Origin of the sequence: Streptomyces sp. NPDC088915 (genome assembly GCF_044749825.1) — a bacterium.
In the GTDB taxonomy this organism is placed as follows: domain Bacteria; phylum Actinomycetota; class Actinomycetes; order Streptomycetales; family Streptomycetaceae; genus Streptomyces.
This window is the reverse complement of record NZ_JBIVIR010000002.1, coordinates 442,259-461,269: the sequence shown is the minus strand read 5'-3', so window position 1 is coordinate 461,269 and position 19,011 is coordinate 442,259. Positions and strand designations below refer to the sequence as shown.

Genomic DNA, 19,011 nt, shown 5'->3' with positions numbered 1-19,011 from the left:
TGTTCACATTTCCGTTCGAACACGTTCAAGGAGTCGACCGCTGTGCGAAATCCCGAGGCACCCCGGCTGCTTGGGGTCTACCGCCGAGCCGTACCGGAACGCGTGAGGCGGGCCATCGTTTCGCAGGTCGACGCCGACATGCGCCGCCGGCTCAAGATGCGCATAGCCAACGGCACGGCCACCGCCGAGCGTCTGCGCAGCGGCCGGGTCGCCAAGCGCTACGAGGCCCTCACCGCCGGGCCCGACCGCACGGTGGTCACCGTCGAGCGGGAGTCGAAGGTCGCCCTGGTCTCCGGGGGGATCACTCCGCTGCGGGCCCGCCGCGAGAACCTCGACGCCGTGCTGACCGCCCTGTCCGGGGCGGGGATCGAACACTTCTGCGTGCGCGGCCGGTCGGAGACCGCCGCCGTCGTGGCCGTGCGCGAGCAGGACCGCGCCGCCGTCCTCACCGCGCTCGCCGACGCCTGCAACCGGCTGCCCGGCTACGCCACCGCGGTCAACGGGACCGGTCCGGTGCGCGAGGAGTCCCTGCCCGGCTTCGAGCCGGCCACCTGGCAGCGGCTGCGCGAGGCCCGGGTGCTGCGCCTCACCTGGTACCACACCGACCCCACCCACCTGCTGAAGCTCGGCATCCGGTACGGCTGCGACGTCGAGTTCTGGCAGGAGGAGGACGGCGAGCTGACGGCCCCCCGGGCCGGCCGGATCGTCGCGGCCCTGCCTCCGCGCGGCGAGACCGTCACGGTCCCGGAGTCGTACTTCACCAGCCTCGCGCCCCGCGAGTCGGCCGACGCCGCCCGGGTGCCCGCGCGCGCGGGCACCGCCGTGGTCCCCACCGACGAGGTCACCTTCCCCGTCGACGTCGTCTACACCTGGGTGGACGGCGCCGATCCCGCCTGGCTGCGGCGGCGCGCCGAGTTCTCCGGCGAGGGCTACCACGCGGAGGCGGCCAACGCCGCCCGCTACCTCAGCCGCGACGAGCTGCGCTACTCGCTGCGCTCCCTGCACATGTACGCGCCGTGGGTGCGCACCATCTACCTGGTCACTGCCGACCAGACCCCCGACTGGCTGGACACCGGCGTGCCCGGCATCAAGGTGGTCTCCCACGAGGAGATCTTCCGCTCCTCCGAGCTGCTCCCCACCTTCAACTCGCACGCCATCGAGTCCCAGCTGCACCACATCGAGGGGCTCTCCGAGCACTTCCTCTACTTCAACGACGACGTGATGCTCGGGAACGAGGTGACGCCCAAGGACTTCTTCCTCGCCAACGGCCTCACCAAGTTCTTCCCCTCCCCGGCCCTGGTGCCGCTCGGCGAGAAGACCGCCGACGACCCGCCGGTCGCGGCGGCCGGCAAGAACAACCGGCGCCTGATCGAGGAGCGTTACGGCTCCGTCCTCGTCCAGAAGATGAAGCACATGCCGCACGCCCTGAGCCGCAGCGTGCTGACGGAGATCGAGTCCGAGTTCGCCGCCGAGTACCGGCACACCGAGGCGAGCCGCTTCCGCAGCATCGACGACATCTCCATCGCGTCCTCGCTGCACCACTACTACGCCTTCCACACCCGGCGCGCGGTGCCGTCCGAGCTGCCGTACTCCTACCTGGACCTGACGCACCCGTGGACGGAGACCCGGCTCGGCCGGCTGCTCGCCCACCGTGACAAGGCCGTCTTCTGCGTCAACGACACGGTCTCCACCGGGCAGGACGTGACCGAGCAGAAGGACCTGATCACCCCCTTCCTGGAGGCGTACTTCCCGGTGCCGAGCCCGTTCGAGAAGCGGCGGTAGGAACCCGTGCGGCCCGTGCCGTGAAAGAAGGGGGCTTCCCCGTCCGGCCGGACGGGGAAGCCCCCTTCTTTCACGCTTCCGCGCGCTCCCGGGCGTCAGTCGCGCTCGAAGCGCGAGCGGACGGGGAAGTACGCACTGAGGAAGGCGCGCATCACACGGTCCTGCTCGTCGACCGGCACCTCGGCGTCCGCGGACTCCCCGATGCAGAAGACGTCGTGGCTCCGGGCGGCCAGCAGTCGGCTGAGCACCGAGTGGTGCTCGTAGTTGCCGACGTTGACGTAGCTGCAGGAGATGGCGGACGGCGCCGACTTGCCCGTCAGGTAGCCGTAGTGGTGGTGCAGCGACGACGTGACCGACAGGTCCGTGTTGGCCCGGAACGGATTGCGGGCGGTCGTCGCGATCTCCTCCGGGAACCTCTCGGCTATCTCCGCGAGCACGCTGCGGCGCAGCGGGTGCGGGGCGTGCAGGAAGCCGTGCGTGGCGACCCGCCCGAACTCCTTCTCCAGCAGGTCCCGGTTGTTCTTGGCGGCGGCGAAGTAGCCCTCGTCGTCCGGCGACGTGGGGTTCGGCGGAATGGAGGTCGGCGAACGGAACAGCTTCGCGACGCCGTTGCTCAGGAAGAACGAGGAGGGCGAGAGCGAGCGGCCGATGAACACGTCGTCGTTGAAGTAGAGGAAGTGCTCGGACAGTCCCTCGATGCGGTGCAGCTGGGACTCGATGGCGTGCGAGTTGAACGTGGGCAGCCACGACTGGTCCGGGAAGATGTCCCGGTGGGAGACCACTTCGATGCCGGCCGCCTCGGTGTCCAGCCACTCGGGGGCCTGGTCGTCCGTCACCAGGTAGATGGTGCGCACCCACGGCGCGAACATCTGCAGGGAGCGCAGCGAGTAGCGCAGCTCGTCCCGGTTGCGGAAGCGAACGTCGCCGCTGTCGGCGTCGTTCACCGCGATGCCCAGCTTGCGGCGGACGGCGTCGCGCCGCTCGCGCCACGCCGGGTCGGTGTCGTCCACCCAGGTGTAGACGACGTCGATGGGGAAGTCCACCTCCCACATCAGCGGCTTGGTGAACTGCTCCAGCGTCGGGTAGGAACGCCCGTCCACCTGGAGTTCGGCGGTGACCTCCAGGGAGGGCAGCCGACGGCCGAGGAGGGTGGCGGAGCGCGGGCTGTTGCGCCAGCCGTCCTCGTCCTCCTCCCAGAACTCGACGGTGCAGCCGTACGCCGGGCCGTAGCGGAGCGTGCGGCTCCCGCTCGTCACCGGCTTGAACACCTTCACTCCGGCGACGTCGCCGACGCCGCCGAGCCGCTCGGCCAGGACGGCGCCGGGGGCGGCGCCCCGCGGGGTGACCAGCTCGCCGTAGACGGGCTCGCCCTGAAGTTCGTCCGCCAGCGCCCGGAGCGTGCGCTCACGGTGCTCGACCGGTACGGCGAGCAGATACGCGAGGCCGTCCTTGCGGGTGAGGACGAAGGGGATGCCGGCACTCTCCAGGACCTTGGTGGTGATCTCCAGGTTGATCGTCGCCATGGTCGAGGCGTCGATGTCGTCCCGCTCCTCGGCGAGACGGCCGGCGGAGCGGATGAGCGACCGGTTCTGGGCCTGGATCAGCACCTCGCGCGCCTTCTGCTCGTCCGCGGAGTTCGCGAGCAGGGTCACGGGAGCGGCGACGCTGAAGCTCTTCGTCCCGCCCCGGGCCATGCGCAGCGCGACGCGGTCGGCACGGGCGGCGAGGCGCTCGGGGGTGTCGCGGCGGGCGACGAGACGCTCGAACAGCTCCTCCCACAGGCCGATGATCTTCTCGCCGGAGAACCGCTCGTTGACGCCGGCGCGCGCCGCCTTCCCGAAGGCGTGGCGCGTGTCGTCGTCCGCCATCAGGCGGGACATGGCCGCGGCGAGCGAGTCGATGTCACGGGAGGGGACCAGGAGGCCGTCCACGTCGTGCCGGATGATCTCGGCGGGCCCGGTGACGATGTCGTACGCGACCACCGGCACGCCCGCGGCGAAGACCTCCAGGAGGACCAGCGGGAAGGCTTCGTTGCGGGAGGGCAGCAGGCACAGGGACGCCTTGGCCCACTCCTGCTCCATCCGGTCGGAGCGGCCCATGAACTCCACCCGCGAGTGCACGCCGAGGCCTTCGACCAGGTTGCGCAGCCGCACCTGCTGGGGGCCGTCGCCGAAGATGCGCAGGGTCCAGTCGGGGAAGTCGCCGGAGATCCGGTGGAAGGCGTGGATGGCGTGGTCCAGCTGCTTCTCCGGAGTCATCCGGGCGGCCAGGACGATGGTCTTGCTCTCCAGGTCGGCGCGCGGCCGGTAGCCGTCGGGGACCGCGTTCGGGATGACGGCGAGTTCGGGCGCGGCGTCTCCCAGCGAGTCGGCGAACCAGTCGTTGGTGCGCTCGGTGAGGGAGACGAGGGCGTCGATCCGGGGCGCGTGGACGAGGAGGGGCTCGCCGGAGACGCCGCGGAGCTGGGAGGCGCGGTGCTCCTGGTGGACGGTGACGACCCGGGCGGGCGCGAGTTCCGCGGCGGCGGCCATCAGGGCCGGGGTCGTGGTCACGAGCACGTCGGTGTCCAGGGAGCCGAGCGCCCTGGTCATCTCGACGTCGGAGAGCCGGTCGAAGGTGCTTTCCCAGGACGGCTTGATGATCTCACTGGGCAGGGAGGCCAGCGTGCGGCAGGCCTCGGTGTCCAGCGCGGAGTCGCGCACCGGGCGCCCGACGGCGCCGGTGCGGTCCACCAGGTAGCGCCGCGGGACCTTGCGGGCGGAGGCGAAGAACGGCTCCTCCCGCGTCTTGAAGACGCTGATGACCTCGACGTCGTGGCGAGGAGCGAGATGGATCGCCTGGGTGTAGGCGGCCATCTCCGTTCCGCCCATCTCGTCACCCCAGGTGAGCAGAAACGTGATCTTCATGCGACTTCCTCGGTGCTTCGGGGCGCGTCTGTGACATCGGCACAGCTGACGGAGAACGCTCCCGCCGCCGTGACGTAGGCGTGCACCCGCATGAGGGAGCCGTTGTCGAGAGCGACGATGCGGAAGGGGGTGCGGTAGACCTGGCCGGGATACCGGACGTCGGTCAGCCGCCGGGCGATCCGGAGCCGCGCGGCGCCGTGCCGCAGGTACAGGTCCCACCGGGTCGTGCCGCGGGCACCGCCCATTCCGTGGAGGGGCACGTCGAAGGTGAACCGGTCGCCCTGCCACTCGGGCGTGGCCGTGGCGGGCGGCCGGCCGCTCCGGCGCCTCACCGCCTCGGCCTGTCCGGCCCCCTCGATCCGGGCGGAGCCGATCAGACGCCCGTGGACGGTGATCCGGTCCCAGCGCAAGTCGACCGAGGTGAGTTCGGCCTGGGGGCGGGGCCCGCGGACCTTCAGCAACGCGAACCCGTCGACGGAGCGGACGATGCGGAAGACCGCCCCACTGCTCGGCGAGGGCGAGTACGACAGGGTCGGGCCGTCCGGGACCTCCTGGCCGGAGGCCGCCGCGATCCCGGCACGGCGCGTCCTTCCGTCGGGTCCCGTGAGTGCCATACCCAAGCGCCAGAGACCGCTGCCCAGCACCGGCCCGCGCCGGGCGGTCTCGGAGCCGCCGTCGTGACGCAGCGAGGTGGTCGCGGTCAGCAGGACCGTTCCGTCCCGCTGCGGTTCGAGTTCCAGCGGAATCTGCTCGCGGCTCGCGCCGTGCGAGAGGACGAGGACGGCGGAGACGACGCTCTGAGCGGGTACGGTCACCGCGAAGTTGAGGGTCTTGCCGCCGGACACGGAGAAGTGGAGGGGGTGGAGCATCGCGCGCGGTCGGAGCCCGCCGCCGATGGCCGGAACAGTATGGAGCTGTTCGACCCGGCGGCGCACTCGTACCGCGACCCGGCGAGCACGCTTGGCAGCGCCCACCGCGTAGGGCAGCAGTGAGTCACTCACAGCGGTTCCCGGCTTCCGTTCAGATCGTATGGTCAGCCTCGCATGCTGCCAAGGATGGGATTCTTCGGCAAGTTCACCCCACATTCAGGCAAATGTGTGATGATGATCACTTCAATCTTCGAAACCCGGGCTCTTGCATTCCCTCTTCCTTTCCGTGGGTCGCCGTCCGACCCATGGAAGCGGAAAGGGAAGACCAGTCCATGGATCGTCGGACCACACCTCGCCGTCCCACGCCGTCCCGGCGCACCGTGCTGGCATCGCTCGCGGGCACCGTCGTCGCGGGCTTCGCGGGTGGTTGCACGGTGTCCGGCCCTCCGCCCGCCCCGGTCGCCCCCTCGGACACGGGCGCCGTCACCGGGGCGAGCACGGGGAAGAGGGACGACACCCCCGTGCGCCGGCTGGGGCAGGAGCGGCGCAGGCGCTTCTCAAGCACCGACCGCACCCTGGTGATGCAGATCCTGGCCCACCCGGACGACGACCTGTTCTTCATGAACCCCGACGTGGTCCGCACCCTGGCGAGCGGTGTGCCGGTGGTCTCGGTGTACCTCACCGACGGCGGTTCCTTCGGGGTGAACTCGTCCCCCGAGCTGCCGGCACCGCCCCCGGACATCCCCCGGTACGTCTCCTCCCGCCAGCAGGGCCTGCGGCAGGCGTATGCCGAGATGGTCGGGGCCCCCCTGTTCGGCGGGTGGGAGCGCACGGCGGTACCGCTGCCGGGCGGGCGGCGGGCCGAGGTCAACCGGCTGGAGCACGACGGCAGGCGCGTGGAGCTGGTCTTCCTCAACCTGCGGATGCACGCCGAGGACTTGGGCCGACCGGTCAACATGGCGCACCTGTGGGCCACCGCCGGAGTCAGCCTGCCCACCCAGCCCGGCATCGGATCCCCCGTCCCGGAGAGGTTCTCCTACACCCGCCCGGAACTCGTGGACGCCCTCGTCGCCCTGCTCAGGCGCTACCGTCCCACCCTGATCCGGACGCTCGACCCCGACCCCGACGCCCAGGTGCACGACCGGCGACACCCGCGCGGCAGCGACCAGGCCGGCTACTCCGACCACCCGGACCACACCGCCGCGGCGCTCTTCACCTGGCGCGCGCTCGCCGCCTGGGCCGACGGCGCTGCTCGCGGCACCGGGGTCCCGGCCTTCCAGACCGAGACGTACCGCGGCTACTACAACCAGCGATGGCCGCACAACCTGTCCCCGGAGACCGTTGCCCTCAAGACCCGCTACCTCAACGCCTACGGCGGCGCCCCCTCCTGGCGGTGCGGCAACACCGCCGGCTGCGGCGACTACTCGATCGGCGGCGACCAGGTCCTGAAGTCGAAGAAGGGGTGGGTGCGCAGCACCCACCGGCGCTACCCGAACGCCGGCCCCCAGGCCGTGGCCGGCGCCGACGGCTCCCTGACGGTGTACGGCGTGCTCGGCACCCGGCTGGCGCGCTGGACCGTCGGTCCGTCGGGGAAGGCCGGCACGCCCGAGGACCTCGGCGGCGGACCGCTGGCCCCCTCGATCTCCGTGGTGAAGGCCCCGGACGGGCGCCTGATGGTCTTCGCCCTGCGCTTCTCTCGGTTGGAGGGGGCCGTGGAGCACAACGTGCGCGAGATCGTCATGCTCCGGCAGCGGACGCCGGGCGGCGCCTTCGAGGCCGGCTGGACCGGCCTCGGCAACCCCGAGGTCCAGCCCCGGCGCAGCAGGCTGACCGGGCCGCCGACCGCGGTGGTCGGCTCCGACGGCCGCGTCCACGTCTTCGTGCGCAACGGCGACCGGGGCATCAGCACCCGGGTCCTCGACACGGCGGGCGACTCCTGGTCCCCCGCCTGGCGCACGCTGCCCGGCGGACGCGTCCAGGAGGGCCTCGCCGCCGCCGTGGACGGCCAGGGCCTCATCCACCTGTTCGCCACCTCCAACACCTGGATGGAGCACTGGGTCCAGCGCTCCCCCTCCGGCGACCTCGGCAGGGGCTCCCGGCGCTTCGTGGCCAGGCCCGGGGACGCCCCGGCCGCCGTCACCTCGCCGGACGGGGCCGTCCTGCTCGGCTACCGGCCCGCGACCAGCGACCGCGTCATGATCGAGCGCCTGGCCGCGGACCGGCCCAAGCGCTGGACGACGGTGGCGAACACCCCCGTGTCCGGCTACGGCCGGGTCACCCTGGTCGGCGGACGGCGAGGGGACGCCGACGGCCTGCTCGTGGCGGTGCCCGCCGCGGCCGGCGAGGAGCTGGTGTACGACATCGCCCGGGGCGGGGTGACCGGCGCACGCTTCCGGCAGGCCCTCGGCACCGTGGGCAGCCCGGCGGCCGTGACCGCCCCGGACGGCGCTTCCGCCGTGGTCGCGGTCGGGCTCGACGCCAGACCGTTCGTGACCCGGCTGGAGGACGTCCGGGCGAGCTGACCCGCCGCACGCGAACGGGAGGGGGTGAGCGGCTCCGTGCCGCTCACCCCCTCCCGTCGTACCGCCGTACGGAACCCCGGCCGGCCGGCCCGGAACCCGGGCCGGCCCGTCGGCCTAGAAGGGGTCGAACTCGTCGTACTCGCGCTGCGCGTCGTCGCGCTCGGCCTCCCGGTCCCGGCGGCGCTGCGCGGCCGGACGCGGGGCCTCCAGGCGGTGGTCCTCGCCGCGGCGGCCGAGCATCTCGGCGCCGGCCATCATGCTGGGCTCCCAGTCGAAGACGACCGCGTTGTCCTCGGAGCCGATCGCGACGCCGTCGCCCGCGCGGGCGCCCGCCTTCATCAGCGCGTCCTCGACGCCGAGGCGGTTGAGGCGGTCGGCCAGGTAGCCCACGGCCTCGTCGTTGTTGAAGTCGGTCTGGCGGACCCAGCGCTCCGGCTTCTCGCCGCGCACCCGGTAGACCTCCTCGGCCTCGTCGTACGTGACCGTGAAGCCCGTGTCGTCGACGGCCTTCGGGCGGATGACGATCCGGGTCGCCTCCTCCTTCGGCTTGGCGGCGCGCGCCTCGGCGATGATGCCGGCGAGGGCGTAGGAGAGCTCCTTGAGGCCGGTGCGGGCCACGGCGGAGACCTCGTACACCTGGTAGCCGCGCTCCTCCAGGTCCGGGCGGATCATGTCCGCGAGGTCCTGGCCGTCCGGGATGTCGATCTTGTTGAGGACGACGATCCGGGGCCGGTCGTCGAGGCCGCCGTACTGCCTCAGCTCCTCCTCGATGACGTCGAGGTCGGAGACCGGGTCGCGGTCGGACTCCAGGGTCGCCGTGTCCAGGACGTGGACGAGGACCGAGCAGCGCTCCACGTGGCGGAGGAACTCCAGGCCCAGGCCGCGGCCCTGGCTGGCGCCCGGGATCAGGCCGGGGACGTCGGCGACGGTGTAGACGGTCGAGCCGGCCGTGACGACGCCCAGGTTCGGGACGAGGGTGGTGAAGGGGTAGTCCGCGATCTTCGGCTTGGCGGCCGACAGGACGGAGATCAGCGAGGACTTGCCGGCGCTCGGGTAGCCGACGAGGGCCACGTCGGCGACGGTCTTGAGCTCCAGGACGATGTCCCGCGCCTCGCCGGGCTCGCCGAGGAGCGCGAAGCCGGGGGCCTTGCGGCGCGCGGAGGACAGCGCCGCGTTGCCGAGGCCGCCGCGGCCGCCCTGGCCCGCGACGAAGGTGGTGCCCTGGCCGACCAGGTCCGCGAGGACGTTGCCCTGCTTGTCGAGGACGACGGTGCCGTCGGGCACGGTCAGGACCAGGTCCTGGCCGTCCTTGCCGGAGCGGTTGTCGCCGGCGCCGGGCTGGCCGTTGGTGGCCTTGCGGTGCGGGGAGTGGTGGTACTCGAGGAGGGTGGTGACCGACTGGTCGACGACCAGGGTCACGTCGCCGCCGCGACCGCCGTTGCCGCCGTCGGGCCCGCCGAGCGGCTTGAACTTCTCCCGATGGACGGAGGCGCAGCCGTGGCCTCCGTTACCCGCGGCGACGTGCAGCTCGACGCGGTCCACGAAGGTGGTCATGGTGGTGCCTCCAGGGTGTTACGTATGGAATGTCTATCTGGTAACACGCGAAAGGCGGACCCGCTTCCCGTGCCGGGAAGTGAGGTCCGCCTCCGCGAAAGATCCGATCAGGCGACCGGAACGATGTTCACGACCTTGCGGCCACGGTGGGTGCCGAACTGCACCGAACCGGCCTGCAGGGCGAACAGCGTGTCGTCGCCGCCACGGCCGACGCCCGCGCCGGGGTGGAAGTGGGTGCCACGCTGGCGGACCAGGATCTCACCCGCGTTGACGACCTGACCGCCGAAGCGCTTCACGCCGAGCCGCTGGGCATTGGAGTCGCGCCCGTTCCGGGTGGACGATGCGCCCTTCTTGTGTGCCATGTCTCAGTCCCTCTTACTTCGCAGCCGCGGGGATACCGGTGACCTTGATCGCCGTGTACTGCTGACGGTGACCCTGGCGACGGCGGTAGCCGGTCTTGTTCTTGTAGCGCAGGATGTCGATCTTGGCGCCCTTGTGGTGGTCCACGACCTCGGCCGTGACCTTGATGCCGGCCAGGACCCACGGGTCGCTGGTCACGGCGTCGCCGTCGACAACGAGCAGGGTCGAGAGCTCGACCGTGTCGCCAACCTTGGCAGTGGAAATCTTGTCAACCTCAACGATGTCGCCGACAGCAACCTTGTGCTGGCGACCACCGCTGCGCACGATGGCGTACACGCGGATCTCTCTCTCACTCGGGATCGAAACCTCTGAAGCCAGCCGCTCGCACGGACCCGGGGGTCCGCGGCGTTCCGGAATCGGACGAGCGGCCTCTCCCGACGAGCGGGAGGGAGGTGCTCAGAGGCGCGGCGCGTCGACAGACGCACCGACGGTCTAGGTTACGGGCGGCCGACGCGGGGGGTCAAATCCGCCCGGGACGGCGCGGGCCGCCCCTCCCCGCACGTCGCGTACGGAGGGGGGCGGCCCGTGCCCGCCGGTCAGTCCTGGGCCGGGGAGGCGGTCTTCTCGGCCGCCTTCTTGGCCGTGGTCTTCTTGGCGGTCGTCTTCTTCGCCGCGGTCTTCTTGGTCGCCGCCGTCTTCTTGGTGGCGGCCTTCTTGGCCGTGGCCTTCTTCGCCGTGGTCTTGCGCGCCGCCGTCTTCTTGGCGGGGGCGGGCTCGGCCTCGGGCTCCTCGGCGGCGGGGGCCGCGGCGACCACGACGACGGCGGCCTCCTCGGCGCCCGCGGGCGAACCGGCGGGGGCGGTGGCCTTGCGGACCACCCGGCGGCGGGCGCGCGGCGGGGCGGCCGCGGGGGCCTCCTCGACGACGGGCTCGGCGGCCGGCTCCGGGGCGGACTCCTCGGCCACGACGACCTCGGGCTCCGGCTCCGGTTCCACGACGGTCTCGGTCGCGGTCTCCACGACGGTGACCGGCTCGGCCGGCTCCGTGGTCGAGACGACCGGGGAGGTCACCCGGCGGGTGGCGCGGCGGCGGCCGCGCGGGGCCGGGGCGGCGGGCTCCTCGGCCACGGCCTCGGCCACGGCCTCCGAAGCGGTCTCCGCCGCGGGAGCGGGCGCGGGCTCGACGGCCTCCGGGCCGGCGGCCGGCTCGGTCACCGGCTCGGCCACGACGGCCTCGGGCTCGATCTCGGTCTCGGTCTCCACGACGGGAGCCGGGGCGACCGGCGTCGGGGCGACGGGCGTCGAGGCGACCGGGGCGGTCACCCTGCGGGTCGCGCGACGGCGGCCACGGCCGCGCGTGGCGGCCGCCTCCGCCTCGGCGACGGAGCCGTACAGCTCCTCGTCCGGGGCGATCGGCACCGGCACGGCCACCGGGGCGGCCAGCTCCGCCGCGACCTCGGCCTCGGTCTCGGCCTCGTGGGCCGCGTCCTCGGCGCCGGTCTCCACGGCCTCGGCGTGCTCGTGCTCGTGGGCGTGCCCGTCGCCGCCGCGCCCGCGCTTCTTCGCGCGCTTGCCGCCGCCACCGCCGCCGGAGGTGGTCGGCTGCTCCATGTGGACGATGACGCCGCGCCCGTTGCAGTGGACGCAGGTCTCGGAGAAGGACTCCAGGAGGCCCTGGCCGACCCGCTTGCGGGTCATCTGCACCAGGCCGAGCGAGGTGACCTCGGCCACCTGGTGCTTGGTCCGGTCCCGGCCCAGGCACTCCAGGAGGCGGCGCAGCACCAGGTCGCGGTTGGACTCCAGGACCATGTCGATGAAGTCGATGACGACGATGCCGCCCAGGTCGCGCAGGCGCAGCTGCCGCACGATCTCCTCGGCCGCCTCCAGGTTGTTCCTGGTGACGGTCTCCTCCAGGTTGCCGCCCTGGCCGGTGAACTTGCCGGTGTTGACGTCGACGACGATCATCGCCTCGGTCTTGTCGATCACCAGCGAGCCGCCGGACGGCAGCCAGACCTTGCGGTCGAGCGCCTTCATGAGCTGCTCGTCGATCCGGTACGTCGCGAAGACGTCGACCTCGCTCGTCCACTTGGACAGGCGGTCGGTCAGGTCCGGGGCGACGTGGCCGACGTACCCGTGGATGGTCTCCCACGCGTCGTCGCCGCTGACGATGACCTTGGAGAAGTCCTCGTTGAAGATGTCGCGGACGACCCGGACGGTCATGTCCGGCTCGCCGTAGAGCAGCGTCGGGGCGTTGCCGCTCTTCGCCTTCTTCTGGATGTCCTCCCACTGCGCCTGGAGGCGCTCGACGTCGCGGCGCAGCTCGTCCTCGCTCGCGCCCTCGGCGGCGGTGCGCACGATGACGCCCGCGTCCTCGGGGACGATCTTCTTGAGGATGGTCTTCAGGCGCGCGCGCTCGGTGTCCGGGAGCTTGCGGCTGATGCCGGTCATCGAGCCCTCGGGCACGTACACGAGGTAGCGGCCCGGCAGGGAGACCTGGCTGGTCAGACGGGCGCCCTTGTGGCCGATCGGGTCCTTGGTGACCTGCACGAGGACCGACTGGCCGGACTTGAGGGCGGTCTCGATGCGGCGCGGGCCGTGGCCCATGCCGAGCGCCTCGAAGTTGACCTCGCCGGCGTACAGGACGGCGTTGCGGCCCTTGCCGATGTCGACGAAGGCGGCCTCCATGGACGGCAGGACGTTCTGGACCTTGCCCAGGTAGACGTTGCCGACGTACGAGGTGGCCTGCTCCTTGTTGACGTAGTGCTCGACGAGCACGTCGTCCTCGAGGACGCCGATCTGGGTGCGCTCGCCGTTCTGGCGGACGACCATGACGCGCTCGACGGCCTCGCGGCGGGCGAGGAACTCGGCCTCGGTGATGATCGGGACGCGGCGGCGGCCCTGCTCGCGGCCCTCGCGGCGGCGCTGCTTCTTGGCCTCCAGGCGGGTCGAGCCCTTGATGGACTGGACCTCGTCGGCGCCGGTGCCGGGCTCGGCCTTCTCGCGGGCCGGGCGGGGCTCGCGGACCTTGACGACCGTGCGGACGCCGTCCTCGTCGCCCGCCTCGGCGTCGGCGGAGGCGTCCCCGCTGCGACGGCGGCGACGGCGGCGGCGACGGGAGCTGCTGGAGCCGCCGGCGAGGCCCTCGGCGTCCTCGGTCTCCTCCTCGCCGTCCTCGGTCTCCTCGGACTCGTCCTCGGCGTGCGGCTCCTCGCCCTCCTCGGTCTCCTCGACCTCGGCGAGCTCGCCGCGACGGCGACGGCGGCCGCCCCGGCGACGGCGGCGGGAGGGACGGTCCTCGTACTCGTCCGTCTCGTCGGTCTCCTCGGCCTCTTCGAGCGCGTCGGCGGCGGCCTCGACCTCGGGCTCGTCGGCGACGGTGGCCGGGACGGGCTCGACGGCGACGGGCTCGCCGCGGCGGCGGCGACGGCGACGGGAGCCGGTCTCGGTCCGCTCGGCGGGCTCGGGGGTCTCCACGGCCTCGACCGTCTCGACGGTCTCCTCCGTCTCGTCGACCTCCTCGGCCTCCGGCTCCGCGGGCACGGCGGCGGCGGCCGCGGCGGCCGTCTCCGGGGTCTGGAACATCGGCTCGGCGAAGACCGGGGCCTGGAAGACGGCGACGGCGGGGCGCGCGGCGCGGCGCGGCTCGCGGGCCGGGGCCGGCTCGGAGGTGAACTGCGGCGAGGTGACGCGGCGGCGGCCGCGGCCGCGCGTGGCGGCGGTCTCGGCGGCGGTGACCTCGGCCTCGTCGGCGGCGATCTGCGCGACGGCGGCCTCGGGCAGCGACTCGCCGGCGGCGGGCGCCTCGGCGGCCGGAGCGGACGCGGTGCTCACCTCGGGGGAGGTGGCCTTGCGGGTGGCACGGCGGCGGGTGCGCGGCGCGGGCGCGGCCCCGGTCTCGACCGGGGGGGCCTCGGGCGCGGTCTCGGCGACCGGCTCGGCGGCGGGCGCCGCGGTCTCCTCGACGGCGGGCGCGCCGGCCGGGGCGGTGGCCTTGCGGGTGGCACGGCGGCGGGTACGGGCCGGCGGGGCGGCCTCGGGGGTCTCCTCGACGGCCTCGGGCGCGGCCTCCGCGACCGGCTGCTCGGCGGCGGGAGCGGCGCTCACCGGCGCGGCGGTCTCGGGCGCGGCGGTCTCGTCGGCCGGGGCCGGGGAGGCCGCCGGAGCGGTGGCCTTGCGCGTGGCGCGGCGGCGGGCCGGGCGCGCCGGAGCGGCCTCGGGGGCCTCCTCGACGGCCTCGGGCGCGGCCTCCGCGACCGGCTGCTCGGCGGCGGGAGCGACGGTCTCCGCCGTCTCCGCGGCCGGGGCGGTCGCCTTGCGGGTGGCGCGGCGGCGGGTGCGCGGCGCGGGCGCGGCCCCGGTCTCGGCCGGGGTGGCCTCGGGAGCGGCCTCGGTGACCGGCGCGGTGGCGGCGGGCTCGGGCGTGTCGGCGGCCGGGGTCTCGGTGGTGCCGGTGATCTCGGCGGCCTCGCCCGTCACCGGCGGACCGGCGGGGCGGGAGGCGGCGCGGCGCCTGCGGCGCGGCGGCAGCTTGTCACCGGGGGCGTTGGTGTCTTCGTTGGACTCGGGCATGCGGGGTTCTCCCGTCACGCTCCCGGGCGCCGCGCCTGGTTCCGGTCCGGCGGCACGGTCACGCCTGGGGCGAGGTGCCGCCGTCCGGGGCGCGGGCGCCGCACGGGAGCTGTATGTCTGGCTCGCCGGTTCCGTACGCCCTGTGCGGACGGCCTGGCGAAAGTCTTCTGGTCAGTGCGCGGCCCGACCCAGGTGGCTCCCGAGTACCAGGGCTGCGCTGCGACGACCGCTCCCTACGCGGTGCCCGTACCCGGCGCCGTCGCCGGGGCGGTCGCGGCGGCCGTGGGTGAAGCGGCCGTGACTGCCTCGCGGTCGGGCGCGAGCGGGTCGGTCACCGTGCCGGACTCCTCGTCGAAGAGCCCCTGCGCCAGCCTGGTCACCGCGGCGGGGACCGGCGGCGCCAGGTCGGCCACGGCTCGGAGACCGGACAGGACGTCGTCGGGTCGTACGGCAGGTGTCACGTGCCGAACAACCAGCCGCAGTATCGCACAGGCGCTGTCCAGCGGCCCATCTTCCCGGGGTTCGCCCGGGGAACGGACGGCCGTCAGCTCGGTGACCGCGGAACGGGTGTCGAAGGTGCGGACGCCGTTCTTCGTCTTGCGCTGTACTTCCACGGTCTCGGCCGCGAGAAACGCCTCGACGGCCTTCTCCGCCGCCTCGGGGGCGACGCCTTCGAGGCGCAGCTCCCAGACGGAGGCGGTGAGCCGGTCGGCGAGGCCCGGGGTGCGGGCCTCGACGGCGTCGGTGACGTCGAGGCCGGCCGGGAGGGACTCGTCGAGCAGGGCCCGCAGGGTCGCCGGGTCGCGCGCCTCGGTGAGGGCGATCTCCAGGTACTCGGCCTCGGAGCCCGTGCCCGTCGGGGCGGCGTTGGCGTACGACACCTTGGGGTGGGGGGTGAAGCCGGCCGAGTACGCCATGGGCACCTCGGCACGGCGCAGGGCGCGCTCGAAGGCGCGCTGGAAGTCACGGTGGCTGGTGAACCGGAGGCGGCCGCGCTTGGTGTAGCGCAGTCGGATGCGCTGCACCGCCGGTGCGGGCGGCGGGCCTTCGGGCTGTCGCTTGCCCAGTGGTTCTTCTCCTCGTTGCGGGGCGGCACGGGCGTGCGCCGTCCACGAGCTGTACGGGTCGTCTCGGGGGGTCCGCCCGGTTCACCCCCGCTTCCGCAGGGAGATCTCGGGGGCGGGCACCGCGCCGGAGACGTTCGTTGTACTACCCAGAGTACGCGCACGGGCCGCCGCCGGTTCCCGGGGCTCGACCGGCCGGGCCGCGCCGACGAGGGCGCGCCACGCGTCCCGGCGGGCCTCCCGGACGGTGGCGCGGGCCGAGGCGAGCACCTCCCGCGCGGCGCGTCCCGCCTCGACGGCGGTCCTGCGGGCGGGGGCCCAGACCTCGTCACGGACCCAGCGCCCGGCCGGCCGCACGACGGACGCCCAGACCCGGGCGACGGGCCGCACGACGAGGTTGCGGCCGCACCACCGGAGCCCCCACCACACCCGGACCAGGGGCCGCGCCACCAGGTTCCGCGCGAGCCACTTCAGTCCCCGGCCGACGGCCCGCGACACGAATCCGGCGGCCCGCCAGCACAGGACGAGCGCGTCCCGCACCTCCCGGGCGACGGGCACGAGGACCCGGTTCCAGAGCCAGAGGGCGGGGGCGGCGATCCCGTACCGGGCGACGGGCGCGACCGCGTACCGCCACAGCCCGACCCACGGCCACACGAACAGCGCCAGGCCCAGCCGGGGGAGGAACCACCCGAGCCCCCGTCCGACCTGCCGGAAGAACCGGCCCAGGCCCCGCCCCAGCGGGACGAGCACGTGCCGGTCGAACCAGACGGCGGGGACGGCGATCCCGTACCGGAGCAGGGGGATCAGGACGTACCGGAAGAGCGCGGCGAGGGGGACGAGGAGCAGCTTCTCCAGGAGGAAGAAGCAGCCGGTGCCGAGCGGGGAGAGGACCCGGCGGTACAGCCGGACGGCGGGGACGGCGATCCCGTACCGGGCGACGGGCACCACGACGTACCGCCACAGCCCGACCCACGGCCACACGAACAGTGCCAGGCCCAGGCGGGGGAGGAACCACCCGATCCCCTCCCCCACCGCCGTGAGGGCCCGGAGCAGGCCGTGCCCGGCCGGGCGCAGGAGCGTGCGGTACAGCCACGCGGCCGGGACGGCGATCCCGTACCGGGCGACGGGCACGACCACGTACCGCCACAGCCCCGCCCACGGCCACACGAACACCGCCCTGAGCAGCCACGCCAGGCCCCGGCCCGCGGGCGTGAGGACCGACCGGTACAGCCACCGCGCCGGGAGGGCCACCGCGCGTTCGAGGAACCACTCCAGGGCGCGGCCCGCGGGGCGGAGCAGGGCGCGGTCGAGGAGGCGGCCCCCGGCAGCGAGGACGTCCCAGGCCATGCGGACCGGCAGGACGGCCACGAGCACGACGATCCGGACGGGGATCCGGATCAGCGCGGGCGAGGTCGGGTGTTCCATGCTCATGCCGAACATGACGCGACGGCCCGGCGGAGGGTTCACCCCTCGCGCCGGGCCGTCGCCCGGATGCCCCTGCTCCTACTTCACGACCGTCAGCGGCAGCAGCTTCTTGCCGGTGGGGCCGATCTGGATCTGCGTGTCCATCTGCGGGCGTAGTAAGACAGCTCCACATCCAACCTGTACGCTCCGCAACCATGAAGACGTACGACATCGAGAGCGAGTGGACCGCCTCGGACCTGGCCCTCCTGGAGGACCTGAAGCGGGCGGAGGCTCTGCTCCCCGAGGACGCTCCGCGCGCGCTTCTCTCCGTCCGCCTGTCCGTACTTACAGAGGACACCACCTCACCGGTACGACAGGAACTCGACCTACGTCTCCTGGCCAGAGAGAAGGGGTATCGCGTCGTCGGCGTCGCCTCCGATCTCAACGTGTCGGCGACGAAGGTTCCGCCGTGGAAGCGGAAGGAACTCGGAGAGTGGCTCAACAACCGGGCCCCGGAGTTCGATGCTCTGCTCTTCTGGAAGCTCGACCGCTTCATCCGTCGCATGACGGACCTGTCCACGGTGATCGAGTGGTGCGAGCGGTACGGGAAGAACCTCGTGTCGAAGAACGACGCGATCGACCTCAGCACGACCGTGGGCCGGATCATGGTCACACTCATCGGCGGCATCGCCGAGATCGAGGCAGCGAACACGTCGACCCGCGTGACGTCGCTGTGGGACTACGCCCGCACGCAGGACTCGTGGCTCGTCGGCAAGCCGACGTACGGCTACGTCACGACGAAGGTGGACGGCAAGCCGGCACTCGCCATCGAGCCGAGCGCGCACAAAGCACTGCACTGGGCCCGACGCATGGCACTCCGGGGCGTCTCTGCCCGACGCATGGCCCTCTGCCTGGTCCGCTCCGGCCTCATGTCGGCAGGACTCACCACGTCGACTCTTCTCCGACGCCTTCGTAACCCCGCACTCATGGGCTACCGGGTCGAGGAGGACAAGCAGGGCGGGAAGCGACGGAGCAGGCTCGTCCTCGGCAACGACGGGAAGCGGATACGAGTCGGCCCTCCGATTTTCACCGAGGAGGAGTTCGAGACCCTTCAAGCGGCACTCGATCGCCGGGGCAAGAACCAGCCCACCCGGCAGGCGGGCGGAGCCACGCAGTTCCTCGGCGTACTGATCTGCGTCGACTGCTCGACCAACATGACCGTGCAGAAGAACATGAGCAACGGCCGGAGCTACACGTACCTGCGCTGTGGCAAGTGCAAGGGCGGCGGGCTCGGCGCGCCCAACCCGCAGGACGTGTATGACGTCCTCGTAGGCGATGTGCTACGCGTCCTCGGTGACTTCCCCGTCCAAGTCCGGGAGTACGCCAAGGGAGCCGAGGCACGCGCCGAAGTGAAACGGCTCGAAGACGCCATCTCCTACTACATGGCGGAACTCGAACCAGAAGGCCGCTTCTCGAAGACGCGGTTCACTCGCGAGCGAGCGGAGAAGACGCTCGACAAGCTCACGGAAGAGCTGAACGCCATCGATCCCGAGACCACGCAAGACCGTTGGGTCCTCGTCCACAACGGCAAGACCTTCCGGGAGGCATGGGAGGCGGGCGGCATGGAGGCCATGGCCGAGGATCTGCGCCGGGTGGGCGTCACATGCGAGGTGACCCGTACGAAGGTGAAGGGGGTACGCGCCCCGTCCGTACACCTGCGACTGAAGATCCCGCGCGACGTCCGCGAACGCCTGGTCATCAAGGGCGACGACTTCGCCGCAAGGCTCTGACGAGGGAATAGGGACGGAGGTCTCCGGGCGGCTCGGCCAGCCACGCCCGAAGGTGTTCCGGCTTGACGGCCGGCCCGGGCTCCGGATAGGAAGACTCTCCCGCTCCTTCTGGGAGTGGACACCGTGGCTCCCGCCGTTCAGCGGCGGTAGAGCTGGCCACTCCGTGAGGGGCCGCGATCCCGAGGGGCTCGC

General features: G+C 72.8%; 11 protein-coding genes. 3 read left to right on the top strand and 8 right to left on the bottom strand.

The window, feature by feature from the left end:
• The first annotated feature begins 42 nt into the window (after window positions 1-42).
• Window positions 43-1,782: a stealth family protein gene (locus ACIP5O_RS05615; RefSeq protein WP_401288945.1), complete on the top strand. Its 1,740-nt coding sequence runs from the start codon at window positions 43-45 to the stop codon at window positions 1,780-1,782.
• 95 nt (window positions 1,783-1,877) lie between these two features.
• Here ACIP5O_RS05615 and ACIP5O_RS05610 read toward each other — a convergent pair whose 3' ends face one another.
• Together ACIP5O_RS05610 and ACIP5O_RS05605 are read right to left on the bottom strand one after the other, a co-directional pair.
• Window positions 1,878-4,688 (bottom strand): stealth conserved region 3 domain-containing protein, encoded by a 2,811-nt coding sequence (locus ACIP5O_RS05610; protein ID WP_401288942.1) that lies wholly within the window; start codon window positions 4,686-4,688, stop codon window positions 1,878-1,880.
• Window positions 4,685-5,689: a hypothetical protein gene (locus ACIP5O_RS05605; protein WP_401288939.1), complete on the bottom strand. Its 1,005-nt coding sequence runs from the start codon at window positions 5,687-5,689 to the stop codon at window positions 4,685-4,687. Before ACIP5O_RS05605 ends, ACIP5O_RS05610 begins: the two co-directional genes overlap by 4 nt.
• 248 nt (window positions 5,690-5,937) lie before the next feature.
• Between ACIP5O_RS05605 and ACIP5O_RS05600 the strand changes: the two genes are divergently transcribed.
• Complete coding sequence (locus tag ACIP5O_RS05600; RefSeq protein ID WP_401288936.1) at window positions 5,938-8,079, top strand: PIG-L family deacetylase; 2,142 nt, start codon at window positions 5,938-5,940, stop codon at window positions 8,077-8,079.
• 114 nt (window positions 8,080-8,193) lie between these two features.
• Here the strand turns inward: ACIP5O_RS05600 and obgE are convergent, their stop codons facing one another.
• The 6 genes from obgE to ACIP5O_RS05570 all read right to left on the bottom strand — a co-directional run bounded on the left by obgE (window position 8,194) and on the right by ACIP5O_RS05570 (window position 17,056).
• The gene (obgE, locus tag ACIP5O_RS05595; RefSeq protein ID WP_401288933.1) at window positions 8,194-9,633 is read right to left on the bottom strand and encodes a GTPase ObgE; all 1,440 of its coding nucleotides are present in this window, start codon (window positions 9,631-9,633) and stop codon (window positions 8,194-8,196) included.
• A 107-nt stretch (window positions 9,634-9,740) separates the two neighbouring features.
• Window positions 9,741-9,995, bottom strand: coding sequence for a 50S ribosomal protein L27 (rpmA, locus tag ACIP5O_RS05590; RefSeq protein ID WP_010041940.1), 255 nt, complete (start codon window positions 9,993-9,995; stop codon window positions 9,741-9,743).
• Window positions 9,996-10,008: 13 nt separating this feature from the next.
• Window positions 10,009-10,329, bottom strand: a complete 321-nt coding sequence (gene rplU / locus ACIP5O_RS05585; RefSeq protein ID WP_015033583.1) for a 50S ribosomal protein L21 — start codon at window positions 10,327-10,329, stop codon at window positions 10,009-10,011.
• Between the two features lie 260 nt (window positions 10,330-10,589).
• A complete protein-coding gene (locus tag ACIP5O_RS05580) occupies window positions 10,590-14,561 on the bottom strand; it encodes a ribonuclease E/G (protein ID WP_401288930.1) in 3,972 nt (1,323 codons plus the stop codon).
• A 233-nt stretch (window positions 14,562-14,794) separates the two neighbouring features.
• Complete coding sequence (locus tag ACIP5O_RS05575; RefSeq protein WP_401288927.1) at window positions 14,795-15,586, bottom strand: TIGR03936 family radical SAM-associated protein; 792 nt, start codon at window positions 15,584-15,586, stop codon at window positions 14,795-14,797.
• 123 nt (window positions 15,587-15,709) lie between these two features.
• On the bottom strand, window positions 15,710-17,056 hold the full coding sequence (locus tag ACIP5O_RS05570) for a hypothetical protein (protein WP_401288924.1): 1,347 nt from the start codon (window positions 17,054-17,056) through the stop codon (window positions 15,710-15,712).
• A 188-nt stretch (window positions 17,057-17,244) separates the two neighbouring features.
• On the opposite strand from ACIP5O_RS05570, the gene ACIP5O_RS05565 reads away from it, so the two are divergent.
• On the top strand, window positions 17,245-18,819 hold the full coding sequence (locus tag ACIP5O_RS05565) for a recombinase family protein (RefSeq protein WP_401288921.1): 1,575 nt from the start codon (window positions 17,245-17,247) through the stop codon (window positions 18,817-18,819).
• The last annotated feature ends 192 nt before the right edge of the window (window positions 18,820-19,011 follow it).

Bases quoted from the DNA above. Each gene is read 5' to 3' on its own strand.
- ACIP5O_RS05580 (WP_401288930.1), bottom strand. From the start codon at position 14,561: ATGCCCGAGTCCAACGAAGACACCAACGCCCCCGGTGACAAGCTGCCG.
- ACIP5O_RS05570 (WP_401288924.1), bottom strand. From the start codon at position 17,056: ATGAGCATGGAACACCCGACCTCGCCCGCGCTGATCCGGATCCCCGTC.
- ACIP5O_RS05610 (WP_401288942.1), bottom strand. From the start codon at position 4,688: ATGAAGATCACGTTTCTGCTCACCTGGGGTGACGAGATGGGCGGAACG.
- rpmA (WP_010041940.1), bottom strand. From the start codon at position 9,995: ATGGCACACAAGAAGGGCGCATCGTCCACCCGGAACGGGCGCGACTCC.
- ACIP5O_RS05565 (WP_401288921.1), top strand. From the start codon at position 17,245: ATGAAGACGTACGACATCGAGAGCGAGTGGACCGCCTCGGACCTGGCC.
- obgE (WP_401288933.1), bottom strand. From the start codon at position 9,633: ATGACCACCTTCGTGGACCGCGTCGAGCTGCACGTCGCCGCGGGTAAC.